The sequence below is a fragment of the Micromonospora sp. NPDC048887 genome (assembly GCF_040649715.1).
Lineage (GTDB): Bacteria > Actinomycetota > Actinomycetes > Mycobacteriales > Micromonosporaceae > Micromonospora.
The window spans coordinates 1-13,620 of sequence record NZ_JBEZGA010000016.1; the positions used below are offsets into that span (position 1 = coordinate 1).

The following is a 13,620-nucleotide window of genomic DNA, read 5'->3' on the forward strand; positions in this document are numbered from 1 at the left end:
TCCGCTGGGAAATCCGCGACGACATCCACGAAGCCTTCCTCAGCCTCGCCTGCGCCCTCATCTGCTGGCGCCAACTCCAACGTTAGGAGTTCTTAACGTCTCCGGTAGAGAAAGGGCCCCTTGTCAACGCGCCACACGGCTCAGGCGGTGTGGTCGACGACCACCTTGCCGAAGACCTCACCGGAGTGCAGCCGGGCGAACGCCTCGGAGATCTCGCTGAACGGCACCACCCGGTCGACCACCGGGCGCACCTCGTGCTCGGCGCAGAACGCGAGCAGCTCGGTCAGCTCGCCCGGCGTGCCCATCGAGGTGCCGAGGATCTCCAGCTGCATGGCGAAGACCCGGCGGAGGTTGACCTTCGGCTCGTGCCCGGCGGTCGCGCCGGAGACGACGATCCGGGCCATCGGGGCCGCCGACTTCAGCGAGTGGTCGAAGGTGGCCGCGCCGACCGTCTCGATCACCACGTCGACCCGTTCCGGCAGCCGCGCGCCGGGCTCCAGCGCGGTCGCGCCCAGCTCGGTGATCCGCTCCCGCTTGGCGGCGTCGCGGCTGGTCGCGTACACCCGCTTGCCGAGCGCGACGCCGAGCGCGACAGCCGCGGTGGCCACGCCACCGCCGGCGCCCTGGACCAGCACCGACTCGCCGTCGGCGACCCGGCCCTTCGTGGTCAGCATCCGCCAGGCGGTGAGCCAGGCCGTGGGCAGGCACGCCGCGTCGGTCGCCGACAGGCCGTCGGGCAGCGGCAGCAGGTTCATCCGGGGTACGGCGACGAGCTCGGCGAACGTGCCCTGGTAGTGCTCGGAGAGGATGGAGACCCCGCGCGGGTCGCCGGGGGTGGGCACCACCGGGTAGATGACCACCTCGTTGCCGTCCGGGTCGGTGCCGACCGCGTCGCAGCCGAGGATCATTGGGAGCTGGTCGGCGGTCAGGCCCACGCCGCGCAGCGACCAGAGGTCGTGGTGGTTGAGCGAGCTGGCCCGGACCCGCACGGTGACCCAGTCGTCCTGCGGGTGGGTCGGCTCGGGACGGTCGCCGACGGCGAGCGCGGCGAGCGGGTTGTCGGTGTCGAAGGCCGAGGCGAAGGCAGCACGCATGATCGGCACGGTAACAAGCTGAGCAGCAGTTAAGAAGGGGCCCTTCCTCTACCGGTGGCGTTAGGAAGGGCCCCTTCCTTACATCTCAGCGGCGGGCGACGCCGTCGCGGCGGGCGGCCTCGGCGACCGCCTCGGCGACCGCCGGGGCGACTCGCGGGTCCAGCGGCGAGGGCACGATCGCGTCGGCGGTCAGCGACTCGGCCACCACGCCGGCGATGGCGTCGGCGGCGGCCACCTTCATCGAGTCGGTGATCCGGGTCGCCCCGGCGTCCAGCGCGCCCCGGAACACGCCGGGGAACGCGAGCACGTTGTTGATCTGGTTCGGGTAGTCGCTGCGCCCGGTGGCGACCACCGCCACGTGCCGGGCGGCCACCTCGGGGTGCACCTCGGGGGTGGGATTCGCCAGCGCGAACACGATGCCGCCGGGGGCCATGCCGGCCACCGCCGCCTCCGGGATCTGGCCGCCGGAGACGCCCACGAGCACGTCCGCGTCGCGCAGCGCCTCGGTGATGTCGCCCTGCCGGCCCTCGGCGTTGGTGAGTTCGGCCAGCTCGGCCTTGGTGCCGGTCAGCTCGCGGTGCCGGCCGATGATGCCGCGCGAGTCGCACACCACCACCCGCTCCGGGTCGACGCCGCCGGCGATCAGCATCTTGGTGACCGCCACCCCGGCCGCGCCCGCGCCGCTGACCGCCACCCGCAGGTCGCCGAGCTTGCGGTTGAGCAGCGTCGCGGCGTTGCGCAGCGCGGCGAGCACCACGATCGCGGTGCCGTGCTGGTCGTCGTGGAAGACCGGGATGTCCAGCGCCTCGTCGAGCCGGCGCTCCACCTCGAAGCAGCGCGGGGCGCTGATGTCCTCCAGGTTGATGCCGCCGAACGACGGCGCGAGCGCCCTGACGGTGGCCACGATCTCGTCCACGTCCTGGGTGTCCAGGCAGACCGGCACCGCGTCCACGCCGCCGAACTGCTTGAACAGCACCGCCTTGCCCTCCATCACGGGCAGCGCGGCGCGCGGGCCAATGTTGCCCAGACCGAGTACGGCGGAGCCGTCGGTGACCACGGCGACGGTGTGCGACACCCAGGTGTAGGTGTCGACGAGCGCGGGGTCGGCGGCGATCGCCTCACACACCCGGGCGACACCCGGGGTGTACGCGAGGGAGAGGTCCTCGCGGCTGGTCAGCGGCACGGTGGAGGCGACCGCCATCTTGCCGCCGACGTGCAGGCGGAAGACGGGATCGGCGGGGTCCGGGGTGGACGAAGACATGGTGACTCCAGGATCTGTCGAGCAGACGGACCGGCCGGCAGTGGTCAGCGCTGGTCAGCGACCGGCGGCGCGGCGGTGCGGGGGTCACCCGGGCACTTTTCGAGCATAGTCACGCACCCGCGCCCAGTATGTGAGCGGGGTCATATCCGCTTCGGTCGTTACCGTCCTCTGACCCGTCCCGGACGTGGCCACCAGCGGGCCACCACCCGGCCCCGGACGTCGGCCACCCCGTACGCCCGGGAGTCGTCGGTGACGAACTCGTTGTCGCCGCGCAACCACCACCCGCCGTCGCGCGGTTCCACCGCCCGCTTGACGACGAGCAGGTCGGGGCGGCTGCGGAACACCGCCACCACCACGTCGCCGGGGCGTACCGGCCGGCCGCCGGTGCGGACCAGCACCGCGTCGCCGTGACGCAGCGTGGGGGCCATGGAGGGGCCGGTCACCAGCACCGGAACCAGCGGGCCGCGCAGCGCCGGATGCCCGTCGGTGCTCGTCACGTCACCTCCCGGCCCCTGAGGGCGTCTCCAGGAGTAATGTCGTCTTGGATCATCGCAAACAACCCATGGAGGACCCTGATGCGCCTTCCCCGCATCCTCACGCCCCGGGTGACGGCCAGCGCTCACTGCGACCTGCCCTGCGGCGTATACGACCCGGCCCAGGCCCGGATCGAGGCCGAGTCGGTCAAAATGATCTGCGAGAAGTACCAGGCCAACACCGACCCGGAGTTCCGCACCCGCGCCATCCTGATCAAGGAGCAGCGGGCGGAGCTGGTCAAGCACCACCTGTGGGTGCTCTGGACCGACTACTTCAAGGCACCGCACTTCGAGAAGTACCCCCACCTGCACCAGCTGTTCAACGAGGCCACCAAGCTGGCCGGCGCGGCCGGCGCCAAGGGCGCCACCGACCCGGCCAAGGCCGACGAGCTGCTGGCGAAGATCGACGAGATCTCGAAGATCTTCTGGGAGACCAAGCAGGCGTGACGTCGCCCGACGGCACTCCGACGATCCGGCCGGTACGTCCCGAGGACGTACCGGCCGTCGTCGCCATGGTGCACGAACTCGCCGAGTACGAGCGCGCCCCGGAGCAGTGCCACCTCACCACGGCGCAGCTCGACGCGGCCCTGTTCGGCCCCGCCCCGGCGCTGTACGGCCACGTCGCCGTCGACGCGTCGGGCCGGCCGGTCGGTTTCGCGCTCTGGTTCCTCAACTTCTCCACCTGGGCCGGCGTGCACGGCATCTACCTGGAGGACCTCTACGTCCGCCCGGACGCCCGGGGCACCGGCGCGGGCCGGATGCTGCTCGCCACGCTCGCCGCGATCTGCGTCGAGCGCGGCTACCAGCGGCTGGAGTGGTGGATGATCCACTGGAACCCGGCGGCCCGTTTCTACGCCGCGATCGGCGCCACGCCGATGGACGAGTGGACCCCGTACCGCCTGGCCGGGCCGGCGTTGCGCGAGCTCGCCACGCACGCGACGGCCGTGCCCACGCGGCCCGTCCGCTGACCGGGTAGAGTCCCGCACCGGGGGGAGGAGCCGTGACTCAACTGACCGGGCACCCGGCGACCGACGACGACGTCGTCCATCTCACCGTGCCCGCCGACGGTGGTTACCTCGGCGTGCTCCGCACCGCCACGGCCGGCCTCGCGGCCCGGCTCCAGTTCGCCCTCGACGAGATCGAGGATCTGCGCATCGCCGTCGACGAGGCGTGCGCCATGCTGCTCGCGATCGCCACCCGCGACGCCGAGCTGGAGTGCCGGTTCGCGGTCACCGAGGACGCGCTCACCGTCGAGGTGACGGTGCCGACGGTCCGGGGCGCCACGCTCCCGTCCGAGTCGTCCTTCGCCTGGAAGGTGCTGACGGCACTGACCACCGGGGCGAACGCCCACGCATCAGCCGGCCGGGCCACCATCTCGCTGCTGACCCGCCGCGCCGGCGGCTACTGACCGGCTCGGCCGGCGGCCACCGGCCGGCTCGGTCCGGCCCACACCGGCCGGCGGAGGCCGGACCGGGGTGGGTCGCGTTCAGCGGGCCGGCTCGCCGAAGCCCAGCGCGCGGTTGGTCGGACCGCTCACCAGCAGCCCGACCATGCCGATCCCGAGCGCGATCAGCGGCACCCCGAGCCAGCCCATGCCGCCCTCGATCATGAACCAGCCGACCGGCAGCAGCATGAGCTGGAGCACGATGGCCGGTGCGCGGGCCCCGGCCCGGCGGCGGGACAGCGCGCCGCCGAGCGCCCAGAGCGCCACCGCGCCGCCGGCGGCGAAGACGGTCACCAGCAGCGCCGAGGTCAGATCCGTGGTGTCGGCGGTGAGGTCGGACCAGATGAGCCACACCGCGATCAGCCCCAGCGCCACCGCCTGGGCACGTAGCAGGAGCACCGCCGCGCGCAGCGTGCCGGGGAGCGGGTCGGAGTCGATCGTCACGGCCGCCACGATACCGGTGGGTAGGCGCGGTATTGTGCCGCCCATGCGGGCCGTCCTGGTGGTCAATCCGAAGGCCACCACCACCAGCGAGCGCAGCCGGGACGTGCTGGTCCGGGCGTTGCGCAGTGAAGTCGACCTGTCGGTGCGTTACACCCGCCGACGGGGCCACGCCATGGATCTGGCCCGGGAGGCCGCCCAGGAGGGCGTCGACCTGGTCGTCACGCTCGGCGGTGACGGCACCGTCAACGAGGTGGTGAACGGTCTGATGGCGGCGGAGCCGCCGACGTTCCGTACCGGGCAGACCTCGGCCGAGCGGCTGCCCGCGCTGGCCACCGTGCCGGGCGGTTCGACGAACGTCTTCGCCCGCGCGCTCGGGCTGCCCCGGGAGTGGCCCGACGGCACCAGCATGATCCTGGAAGGGCTGCGGCTCGGCCGGTCCCGCACGATCGGGCTGGGGCGGGCCGACGACCGCTACTTCACGTTCTGCGCCGGCTTCGGGCTGGACGCGGCGGTCATCCGCCGGGTGGAACAGGCCCGCAAGAAGGGGCGCGTCTCCACGCCGGCGCTCTACTTCCGCTCCACCGCGAGTCAGTACTTCGTCGGCTCGGACCGCCGCCACCCGTCGATCAGACTGGAGCGTCCGGGTGAGCCGCCCGCGACGGAGCTGGCCACCACGATCATCCAGAACACCGCGCCGTGGACGTACCTGGGCGACCGGGAGATCAATCCGAACCCGGAGGCGTCCTTCGACCTCGGGCTCGACGTGCTCGCGTTGCGGCGGCTGCGGGTGGCCAGCACGGCCCGTACGGCGGCGCAGTTCTTCTCGAAGCGACCGGATCCGCACGGCAAGCAGGTGCTGCGGCTGCACGACGTGGCCGAGTTCACGCTCGTCTCGGACCGTCCGCTGCCGTTCCAACTGGACGGGGACTACCTCGGCGAGCGGGAGAAAGTCCGGTTCACGTCCGTTCCGGCCGCACTGAGAGTAATCTGCTAGGTCTCGGGTATCTGAGTCGGTTGACGCGGACCCCCCGCCGCGCGGGTACGGTGGCCGCCACGCCGAGGAAGGGTGCCGGAAATGTCAGCAACGTCACGCGGACCGTACTACATTGATTATCGACTGTGGCACGCCGGGTAACCAGGGCACTGGCAAACCCGGACAAATGGGTGGTGAGCCCGCTCACTGTTCGGAGTTTTTCCGAGCGTCACCCTTGACATCGCTGTAGTTCGTGAAAGTATTCACAAGCGAACTCGTGTTGCCGGGACATTGCCTGGATATGCTCGTTCGGTTGAGCTGTTCCAGCAGGTTCACGAGCCCACAGCCTGCTCACGCAGCGCCGAATTGATGGATGCTGACCGTCACCATTCGGCATTGCGGACGCATATAGGAATAGCAACGAAGCGTTATCTGGCCACCCACTAAGAATGAGGAGTGTTGCCGCCATGGACTGGCGCCACGATTCGGTCTGCCGCGACGAGGACCCGGAGCTGTTCTTCCCGATCGGGACGTCCGGCCCGGCCCTCCTTCAGGTGGAACAGGCGAAGGCCGTCTGCCGGCGCTGCCCCGTGACCGACCAGTGCCTGCAGTGGGCGCTGGAGTCCGGTCAGGACGCCGGTGTCTGGGGCGGGATGAGCGAGGAGGAGCGTCGCGCGGTGAAGCGCCGCGGCGGCCTCCGTGTGCTGCGCGCTCACTCCGCCTGACCCGTACCACGTGAGGCGCCCCGGCCGGGATTCCGGCCGGGGCGTTCTGCTGCCCGGACCGGGTCAGCCCGCCACCGCGTCCACCCGCCGCCGGACCAGGTCGGCCAGCTCCGGCAGGTCGGTCAGCGGGTCGGCCACCGCCACCGCGCCGGCCGACCGGGCCGCCGCGCGTACCCCGTCGTGGAACCGGCCCGGGGCCAGGAAGTAGGCGGCCACCGCGACCCGGCGGGCGCCCGCCGCGCGCAGGCGCGCCACCGCGCCGCCGACCTCCGGGGGCGCCGCCGAGGCGTACGAGACGCGGCAGGGCACACCCAGCCCGGCGCCGAACGCCGCGGCGACCCGGCCCACCGAGGCTCGCGCCGCCGGATCCCGGGTACCGGCCGCCGCCAGCACCACCGCGTCCAGCCCACTCGGACCGTCGCCGGTCGCCTCCGCCAGGCGGCGGCGCAGCCCGTCCAGCAACCCGCCGTCCACCCCGCCGCCGGTCGGCCCCAGCACGTCGGTCACCCGTACCTCGATGTCCGCGCCGGCCGCCGCGACCGCCGCCGGGATGTCCACCTTCCGGTGGTACGCGGCGGTCAGCAGCAGCGGCACCAGGACCGCCCGGGAGTGACCGGCGGCGGACAGCCCGCGCAGCACCTCGGCCGGCCCGGGATCGGTGTGGTCGAGCCAGCTCGGCAGCACCGGACGCCCCGGCCAGGTGGCCGCCACGGCGAGCGCCAGCGCCCGGGTCGCCTCGGCCGCGCGCGGGTCACGGCTGCCGTGGGCCACCAGCACCACCGGTGGCCCGGCGCTCAGGTGTGCAGGCCGCACTCGGTCTTCTCGAACATCGCCCAGCGCCCGGCCCGCGTGTCCTCCCCCGCCCTGGTCCGCCGCGTGCACGGCCAGCAGCCGATCGAGCCGTAGCCGCGGGCGAACAGCTCGTTCACCGGAATGTCGTACCGGGCCACGTAGGCGTCCACCTCCCGCTGCGTCCAGGCCGCTATCGGGTTCACCTTGACCTTGCCGCGCCGCGCGTCGAAGCCCACCACGGGCGTGTTCGCCCGGGTCGGCGACTCGTCCCGGCGCAGCCCGGCGGCCCAGGCGTCGTACCCGGACAGCGCCCGCTCCAGCGGCTCCACCTTGCGCAGCTGGCAGCAGTCGTCCGGGGACCTGTTGAACAGACGCGGGCCGTACTGGCCGTCCTGCTGGCCCACGGTCATCCGGGGCCGGATCGAACGCACCCGCACCGGCATCCGCCGGGCCACCTCGTCGCGGACCCGCAGCGTCTCCGGGAAGTGCAGCCCGGTGTCCAGGAACACCACGTCGACGCCGGGCGCGACCCGGGAGACCAGGTGCGCCAGCACGCCGTCGGCCATCGAGCTGGTCACGCAGAACCGCTCGCCGAACGTCTCCACCGCCCAGCGCGCGATCTCCAGCGCGGGCGCGTCCGCCAGTTCCCGGCCGGCCTCCTCGGCCAGCGCGCGCAGCTCCTCCGGGTCGCGGCGGGCCGGCCCACCCGGGCCGATCAGGCCGAGGCCGGCGGCGGAGACGAGGCCGGTCACCGGGTCACCGCCCGGCTCAGCAGGCCGGTGAACTTGACCGCGAAGACCCGCGCACAGGCGTGGCACTCCCAGGCGCCGTGCCCGGCCTCGTGCGGCCGCAGGTCCTCCTCCCCGCAGTACGGGCAGTAGAGAGGCGCAGATCGGGCGTCGCTCATCGGAGCTCCTCCTCGTCGGCTCTGATCACCCAGTTGGCGAACGTCTCACCCTCGGTCCGGCCGGCCAGGTAGCGGCGGGCGAGCCGTTCCACGTACTCCGGAAGCTCCTCGGCGGTGGTCTTCAGGCCGCGCAGCTTGCGGCCGAAGCCGGCCGTCTGCCCCTGCGCCATGCCGAGGCCGCCGCCGAGGTGCACCTGGAAGCCCTCGACCTGCCGGCCGTCCGGGCCGACCACGAGCTGGCCCTTGAGCCCGATGTCGGCGACCTGGGTGCGGGCGCAGGCGTTCGGGCAGCCGTTGAGGTGGATGGAGATGTCCGCGTCGAAGTCGCGCAGCCGCTCCTCCAGGCGCGCGACCAGTTCCTCGCCGCGCCGCTTGGTCTCGACGATGGCGAGCTTGCAGAACTCGATGCCGGTGCAGGCCATCGTGCCGCGCCGCCACGCCGACGGCCGGGCCTCCAGGCCGATCCCACGCAACGCCGTGACCAGCGAGTCGGTCCGCTCCGGCGCCACGTCCAGCACGAGCAGCTTCTGGTACGGCGTGAGCCGCACCCGGTCGCTGCCGTGCGCCTCGACCACGTCGGCGAGTTGCGCCAGCTGGGTGCCGGACACGCGGCCCACCACCGGGGCGGCGCCCACGTAGTTCGCGCCGTCGCGCTGGGCGTGCACGCCGATGTGGTCCACCGGCTTGGCCGGCAGGTCGGCGGCCGGACCGTCGAGCAGCGTGCGGCCCAGGTATTCCTTCTCCAGCACCTCCCGGAAGTGCTCCACGCCCCAGTCGGCGACCAGGAACTTCAGCCGGGCCCGGTTACGCAGCCGGCGGTAGCCGTAGTCGCGGAAGATGCCGACCACCCCGGCCCACACGTCCGGCACCTCGTTGCGCGGCACCCAGACGCCGAGCCGCTTGGCGAGCATCGGGTTTGTCGACAGCCCGCCGCCCACCCAGACGTCGAAGCCGGGACCGTGCTCCGGGTGCTCCACGCCGAGGAATGCGATGTCGTTCGCCTCGTACGGCGTGTCGACCAGCCAGGAGATCGAGGTCTTGAACTTGCGGGGCAGGTTGGAGAACGCCTTGTCGCCGACGTACCGGCGGACGATCTCGTCGATCGCCGGGGTCGGGTCGAGCACCTCGTCCCGGGCCACACCGGCGACCGGGCTGCCGAGCACGATCCGGGGGCAGTCGCCGCACGCCTCGGTGGTCTGCAGGCCGACCGCCTCCAGCCGGCGCCAGATCTCCGGCATGTCCTCGACCCGGATCCAGTGGTACTGGATGTTCTGCCGGTCGGTGATGTCGGCGGTGTCCCGGGCGAACTCGCGGGAGATGTCCGCGATCACCCGGAGCTGGGCCAGGTTGAGCTGGCCGCCGTCCACCCGGACCCGCAGCATGAAGAACTCGTCCTCCAGCTCGTGCGGCTCCAGCACGGCGGTCCGCCCGCCGTCGATGCCGGCCTTGCGCTGGGTGTAGAGGCCCCACCAACGGAACCGGCCGCGCAGGTCCTGCGGGTCGATCGAGGCGAAACCGCGGTGGGCGTAGATGTTCTCGATCCGGTCCCGCACGTTCAGCGGGTCGTCGTCCTTCTTGATCCGCTCGTTGGGGTTGAGCGGCTCACGGTGCCCGAGCGCCCACTGCCCCTCGCCGCGTGGCCGGCGGGGCGCACGGGCGGCGGGCGCCGGGCTGTCGGGACGGGTCGGGGTGCTGCTGACCGCCATCGCGGCGTCCTCCATGGTCTGCTGCGGTGCCTGGAGCGCGGACGCGGCGGCCGGCCCTGGAGAGGGCCGTGGACGGCGATGTCGATGACGGCCGGCGCAAGTACGCGCCCGAGACGGAAAGGTCGGGCGTCGTCAGTGGGCCGGACAGATCGCGCTGCGCACGCGGCCGTAATCGACGTGGCGGCGAGCCACGAAGCGGCGGACGACAGCGGCGGTCATGTGCCTCATGCTGCCACACCACGCCCCGCACGACCACAGCTCCGCACTGTGATCCCACATCACGGGCCACCCCCACCACCCACCCCCACCCCGCCCTCTCTCCCGCCCCGCCCCGGTGATCAAGGAGTTAACGTCCCCCAACCCGCCATCCGAGCCCGCAATCTCCTTGGTCAACACCCCCACCTCCCCTCCCCGGCCCGCCGCCGACGCGTTGATCATGAAGTTGGCGGGGACAAAAGGGACAGTGAGCGCGGTCAACCTCATGATCGACGGGGTGGAGGTGGGTGGAATCGGTGGAGAGGGTGGGTGGAGGGGCTTGGGCGTGTGAGGCTGCGGGGGTGAGGAGGTTCGCGCCCGGCCGGCCCGGGCCGGTGGTGGTGTGGGTGGTGCCCGGGCTGCTCACGCTCGTGGTGACGCTGGCCGGCATCGGGCACGCCCAGCCGTGGCGGGACGAGCTGGCCACCTGGAGCGCGGCGACCCGGCCGGTACCGGACCTGTTCCGGATGACCCGCACCATCGACGCCGCCACCGGGCCGTACTACCTGCTCACGCACGGCTGGACCGCGCTGGCCGGCGCGTCGCCGACGGCACTGCGGCTGCCGTCGGCGCTGGCCATGACAGTGGCCGCCGCGCTCACCGCCCGCCTCGGCGCGGTGCTCGTCGGCCGCCGCGCCGGGCTGCTGGCCGGGCTGCTGTTCGCGGTGCTGCCGGTCACCTCGCGGTACGGGCAGGAGGCCCGCCCGTACGCCCTCGCGACGCTGCTCGCCGTGCTGTCCACACTGCTGCTGGTCGAGGCGCTGCGCCGGCCGGGACGGTGGCGCTGGGCCGGGTACGCCGCAGCGGTCGCCGCGCTCGGCCTGTTCCACCTGCTGGCGCTCACGCTGCTCGCCGCGCACGCCCTGGTGGTGCTGCTGGTCGCCGCGCGCGGCCCGTCCGCCGCGGGCCTCGACCCGCCACGCCCGGCCGATGCTCGCACGGATTCTGACGGCACACGGCGGAAGCCGATGGTGCTCGCCTGGTGGCTGGTGGCGCTGCTGCCGGCCGTCCTGCTGGTCACCCCGCTGGCTCTCGTCGCCGGAGGACAGCGTGGACGGCAACTCGACTGGGTCGATCCGGCTCGCCTGCCCGACCTGGCGGCGTTGCCCGGCGCGCTGGCGCAGAGCGGCGTCGTCGGCGGGTTCGTGCTCGCGCTCGCGGCGCTCGGCTCGGCCAGGATGGGCCGCCGGGCGCTGCTGCCGGCCGCCGCCGTGCTGTTGCCGGTGCTGCTGGTCTTCGCCGTCGGGACGGTGGTGCCGCTGTGGGTGACCCGGTATCTGGTGTTCACGGTGCCGTTCGCCTGCGTGCTGGCCGGCACCGCGCTGGCCGCCGCTCGGGCCGCTCCCGCACCGACGGCGACGCCGGGGACGGCGACGCCCGCCGAAACAGAACACACGGCGACACCCACGGCAGCAGAGCGGGGACGGACGCCGCCCGGAGGGCGGATCGCGGCCGGACTGGCAGTGGTGGTCCTGGCCGGGCTGCTCGGGCTGCCGGATCAGGCGGCCCTGCGCCGCACCCACGAGTGGCCGCGCAGCGCACCTGTCGACTACGCGGGCGCCGCCGGGGTCATCCGCGCCGAGCAGCGGCCGGGCGACGCGATCGTCTACGCGTCCCGCGACGGCTGGCTGTTCCCGGATCTGGGCATGGCGTACCACCTGGGGCCGAGGTTGCCGCGCGACGTGCTCGTGGTCCGCGACCAGCGCCGGGACGCGAGTCTCTGGGCCGTGGAGTGCGACGACCCGGCGCGCTGCCTGGCCGGGACGGACCGGGTCTGGCTGGTGGTCACCGGCCGCCGCGCCGACCCGCTGGCGGCGGTGCCTGGTGCGAAGGGCGACGCGCTGCGCGCGGGCTACACGGTTCGGCGGGTGTGGCCGCGGCCGGGGATCACGGTGGCCCTGCTCGTCCGGTGAGGCGGTCGGTGGTACCGCGGGCCAGCGGTACGACGATGGCCGCCTCGGTGCCGCCGTCGGCGCCGTTGCGCAGCTCGATGGTGCCGCGCAGCTCGCCGGTGACCAGCGCCCGGACGATCTGGAGGCCCAGGTTGCCGCCGCGCTCGGCGTCGAACTGCTCGGGCAGTCCCCGGCCGTTGTCGGTGACTGTGACGTGCAACTGCTTGCGGGCCCGGTGCGCGGTGACCACCACCTCGGGCCGGGGCGCGGTGACCTCGGCCTCGGGCCGGGGGGCTTCCGCGGGCGAGGGGGCAGCGGTCTCCTCGTCGGCCGGCGGGAAGCCGTGTTCCACGGCGTTGAGCAGCAGTTCGTTGAGCACCATCACCAGCGAGGTGGCGATCTCGGCGGGCAGGATGCCGAACGTGCCGCGGCGGCGCATGCCCACGCTCACCTCGGTGGCGGCGACCTCGGTGGCGGCGCTGGCGACCCGGTCCACGATGCCGTCGAACTCGACCGCCTCGTCGCTGGACAGGGAGAGCGTCTCGTGGACGAGCGCGATCGAGGCGACCCGGCGTACCGATTCTTCCAGCGCCACCCGCGCCTCGGGCATGGCGACCCGCCGGGCCTGGAGGCGCAGCAGCGCGGCGACGGTCTGGAGGTTGTTCTTCACCCGGTGGTGGATCTCCCGGATGGTGGCGTCCTTGGTGATCAGGGCGCGGTCGCGGCGGCGTACCTCGGTGATGTCGCGGACCAGCACCAGCGCGCCGATCGGCACTCCGGCGGGCATCAGCGGCAGCGCCCGGGTGAGCATGGTGGCGCCGCGGGCGTCGATCTCCCGGCGGGGCGGCGCCTCGCCGCGCAGCGCGGCGAGCACGGCGTTGCCCGCGTCGGTGCCTTCGAGGGGGTCGCCGGCGAGCCGGCGGTGCAGCTTGGCCAGGTCCTCCCCGACGAGGTGGGAGGCGTAGCCGAGGCGGCGGTACGCGGACTGCGCGTTCGGGCTGGCGTAGGTGACCTTGCCGTTGGCGTCGAGCCGCACCAGACCGTCGCCGACCCGGGGTGCCGAGGTGGTCTCGCCGGGGTGCCGGGGCGGCGGGAACGTGCCGTCGGCGATCATCTGGGCGAGGTCGTCGGCGGTGGTCAGGTAGTTCAGTTCGAGTTGGCTCGGGGTGCGCGCGGTGGACAGGTTGGTGTCCCGGCCCACCACGGCGATCACCTCGCCGGCTTCACCGTCGCCGGTGCGCAGCCGGACCGGGATCGCCTCGTGGCGGGCCGGGACGTCGCCGTACCAGACCGGGTCGCCCTCGCGCCAGATCCGTCCCTGCCGGTGGGCCACCTCCAGGTGGGCCACCTCGGCCCCGCCGACGATGCGCCCGACCTGGTCGTCCAGGTAGGCGGTCGGTGCGGTGGTGGGACGGACCTGGGCCACGCAGAGGAACGTGCCGTCACCGTCCACCGGCACCCAGAGCAGCAGGTCGGCGAAGGACAGGTCGGACAGCAGCTGCCAGTCGCCGGCGATCCGGTGCAGGTGGTCGATGTCGGCCGGGCGGAGCGCGGTGTGCTCCTCGGCGAGGTCACGGAGGGTGGACACGCCACA

The 13,620-nt window shown here is 73.2% G+C and carries 15 protein-coding genes; 6 read left to right on the forward strand and 9 right to left on the reverse strand.

Annotated elements, in window-relative coordinates; translation table 11 throughout:
* Positions 1 to 140 precede the first annotated feature (140 nt).
* From AB0C17_RS22540 to AB0C17_RS22550, 3 genes are all read right to left on the reverse strand, one after another.
* Positions 141 to 1,094, reverse strand: a complete 954-nt coding sequence (locus AB0C17_RS22540) for a zinc-binding dehydrogenase (protein ID WP_357383740.1) — start codon at positions 1,092 to 1,094, stop codon at positions 141 to 143.
* A gap of 85 nt (positions 1,095 to 1,179) precedes the next feature.
* Positions 1,180 to 2,355, reverse strand: a complete 1,176-nt coding sequence (locus AB0C17_RS22545) for an NADP-dependent malic enzyme (RefSeq protein ID WP_357383738.1) — start codon at positions 2,353 to 2,355, stop codon at positions 1,180 to 1,182.
* Between the two features lie 158 nt (positions 2,356 to 2,513).
* A complete protein-coding gene (locus AB0C17_RS22550; RefSeq protein WP_357383736.1) occupies positions 2,514 to 2,852 on the reverse strand; it encodes a S24/S26 family peptidase in 339 nt (112 codons plus the stop codon).
* Between the two features lie 78 nt (positions 2,853 to 2,930).
* Between AB0C17_RS22550 and sodN the strand changes: the two genes are divergently transcribed.
* From sodN to AB0C17_RS22565, 3 genes are read left to right on the forward strand one after another with little or no spacing between them, the layout of a single operon-like run.
* A complete protein-coding gene (sodN, locus tag AB0C17_RS22555) occupies positions 2,931 to 3,335 on the forward strand; it encodes a superoxide dismutase, Ni (protein ID WP_128138300.1) in 405 nt (134 codons plus the stop codon).
* Positions 3,332 to 3,856, forward strand: coding sequence for a GNAT family N-acetyltransferase (locus AB0C17_RS22560; RefSeq protein WP_357383734.1), 525 nt, complete (start codon positions 3,332 to 3,334; stop codon positions 3,854 to 3,856). The genes sodN and AB0C17_RS22560 overlap by 4 nt, the downstream gene beginning before the upstream one ends.
* Positions 3,857 to 3,888: 32 nt before the next feature.
* Positions 3,889 to 4,296, forward strand: coding sequence for an ATP-binding protein (locus AB0C17_RS22565; RefSeq protein ID WP_357383732.1), 408 nt, complete (start codon positions 3,889 to 3,891; stop codon positions 4,294 to 4,296).
* A 78-nt stretch (positions 4,297 to 4,374) separates the two neighbouring features.
* Here AB0C17_RS22565 and AB0C17_RS22570 read toward each other — a convergent pair whose 3' ends face one another.
* Positions 4,375 to 4,776, reverse strand: coding sequence for a hypothetical protein (locus AB0C17_RS22570; RefSeq protein WP_357383730.1), 402 nt, complete (start codon positions 4,774 to 4,776; stop codon positions 4,375 to 4,377).
* Between the two features lie 43 nt (positions 4,777 to 4,819).
* On the opposite strand from AB0C17_RS22570, the gene AB0C17_RS22575 reads away from it, so the two are divergent.
* Positions 4,820 to 5,770, forward strand: coding sequence for a diacylglycerol kinase family protein (locus AB0C17_RS22575; protein ID WP_357383728.1), 951 nt, complete (start codon positions 4,820 to 4,822; stop codon positions 5,768 to 5,770).
* A gap of 446 nt (positions 5,771 to 6,216) precedes the next feature.
* On the forward strand, positions 6,217 to 6,474 hold the full coding sequence (locus AB0C17_RS22580; protein ID WP_013288358.1) for a WhiB family transcriptional regulator: 258 nt from the start codon (positions 6,217 to 6,219) through the stop codon (positions 6,472 to 6,474).
* Between the two features lie 63 nt (positions 6,475 to 6,537).
* Here the strand turns inward: AB0C17_RS22580 and AB0C17_RS22585 are convergent, their stop codons facing one another.
* Genes AB0C17_RS22585 through AB0C17_RS22600 form a run of 4 tightly spaced genes read right to left on the reverse strand, consistent with a single transcriptional unit; the run spans position 6,538 to position 9,879 of the window.
* Complete coding sequence (locus tag AB0C17_RS22585; protein ID WP_357472330.1) at positions 6,538 to 7,287, reverse strand: CbiX/SirB N-terminal domain-containing protein; 750 nt, start codon at positions 7,285 to 7,287, stop codon at positions 6,538 to 6,540.
* The gene (locus tag AB0C17_RS22590) at positions 7,269 to 8,018 is read right to left on the reverse strand and encodes a phosphoadenylyl-sulfate reductase (protein ID WP_357472332.1); all 750 of its coding nucleotides are present in this window, start codon (positions 8,016 to 8,018) and stop codon (positions 7,269 to 7,271) included. Before AB0C17_RS22590 ends, AB0C17_RS22585 begins: the two co-directional genes overlap by 19 nt.
* Entirely contained in the window at positions 8,015 to 8,173 is a 159-nt protein-coding gene (locus AB0C17_RS22595; RefSeq protein WP_013288361.1) for a hypothetical protein, read from the reverse strand. The genes AB0C17_RS22590 and AB0C17_RS22595 overlap by 4 nt, the downstream gene beginning before the upstream one ends.
* Positions 8,170 to 9,879, reverse strand: coding sequence for a nitrite/sulfite reductase (locus tag AB0C17_RS22600; RefSeq protein ID WP_357472335.1), 1,710 nt, complete (start codon positions 9,877 to 9,879; stop codon positions 8,170 to 8,172). The genes AB0C17_RS22595 and AB0C17_RS22600 overlap by 4 nt, the downstream gene beginning before the upstream one ends.
* A 557-nt stretch (positions 9,880 to 10,436) precedes the next feature.
* Here AB0C17_RS22600 and AB0C17_RS22605 point away from each other — a divergent pair.
* Positions 10,437 to 12,047, forward strand: a complete 1,611-nt coding sequence (locus tag AB0C17_RS22605) for a glycosyltransferase family 39 protein (RefSeq protein WP_357480329.1) — start codon at positions 10,437 to 10,439, stop codon at positions 12,045 to 12,047.
* Here AB0C17_RS22605 and AB0C17_RS22610 read toward each other — a convergent pair.
* Entirely contained in the window at positions 12,022 to 13,614 is a 1,593-nt protein-coding gene (locus AB0C17_RS22610) for a PAS domain-containing sensor histidine kinase (protein WP_262013944.1), read from the reverse strand. The two genes, AB0C17_RS22605 and AB0C17_RS22610, sit on opposite strands and share 26 nt — an antisense overlap.
* Positions 13,615 to 13,620: the final 6 nt, after the last annotated feature.

Excerpts from the sequence above, each read along its gene's own strand:
- AB0C17_RS22540 (WP_357383740.1), bottom strand. The coding sequence starts at position 1,094 with ATGCGTGCTGCCTTCGCCTCGGCCTTCGACACCGACAACCCGCTCGCC.
- AB0C17_RS22545 (WP_357383738.1), bottom strand. The coding sequence starts at position 2,355 with ATGTCTTCGTCCACCCCGGACCCCGCCGATCCCGTCTTCCGCCTGCAC.
- sodN (WP_128138300.1), top strand. The coding sequence starts at position 2,931 with ATGCGCCTTCCCCGCATCCTCACGCCCCGGGTGACGGCCAGCGCTCAC.
- AB0C17_RS22575 (WP_357383728.1), top strand. The coding sequence starts at position 4,820 with ATGCGGGCCGTCCTGGTGGTCAATCCGAAGGCCACCACCACCAGCGAG.
- AB0C17_RS22580 (WP_013288358.1), top strand. The coding sequence starts at position 6,217 with ATGGACTGGCGCCACGATTCGGTCTGCCGCGACGAGGACCCGGAGCTG.
- AB0C17_RS22595 (WP_013288361.1), bottom strand. The coding sequence starts at position 8,173 with ATGAGCGACGCCCGATCTGCGCCTCTCTACTGCCCGTACTGCGGGGAG.
- AB0C17_RS22600 (WP_357472335.1), bottom strand. The coding sequence starts at position 9,879 with ATGGCGGTCAGCAGCACCCCGACCCGTCCCGACAGCCCGGCGCCCGCC.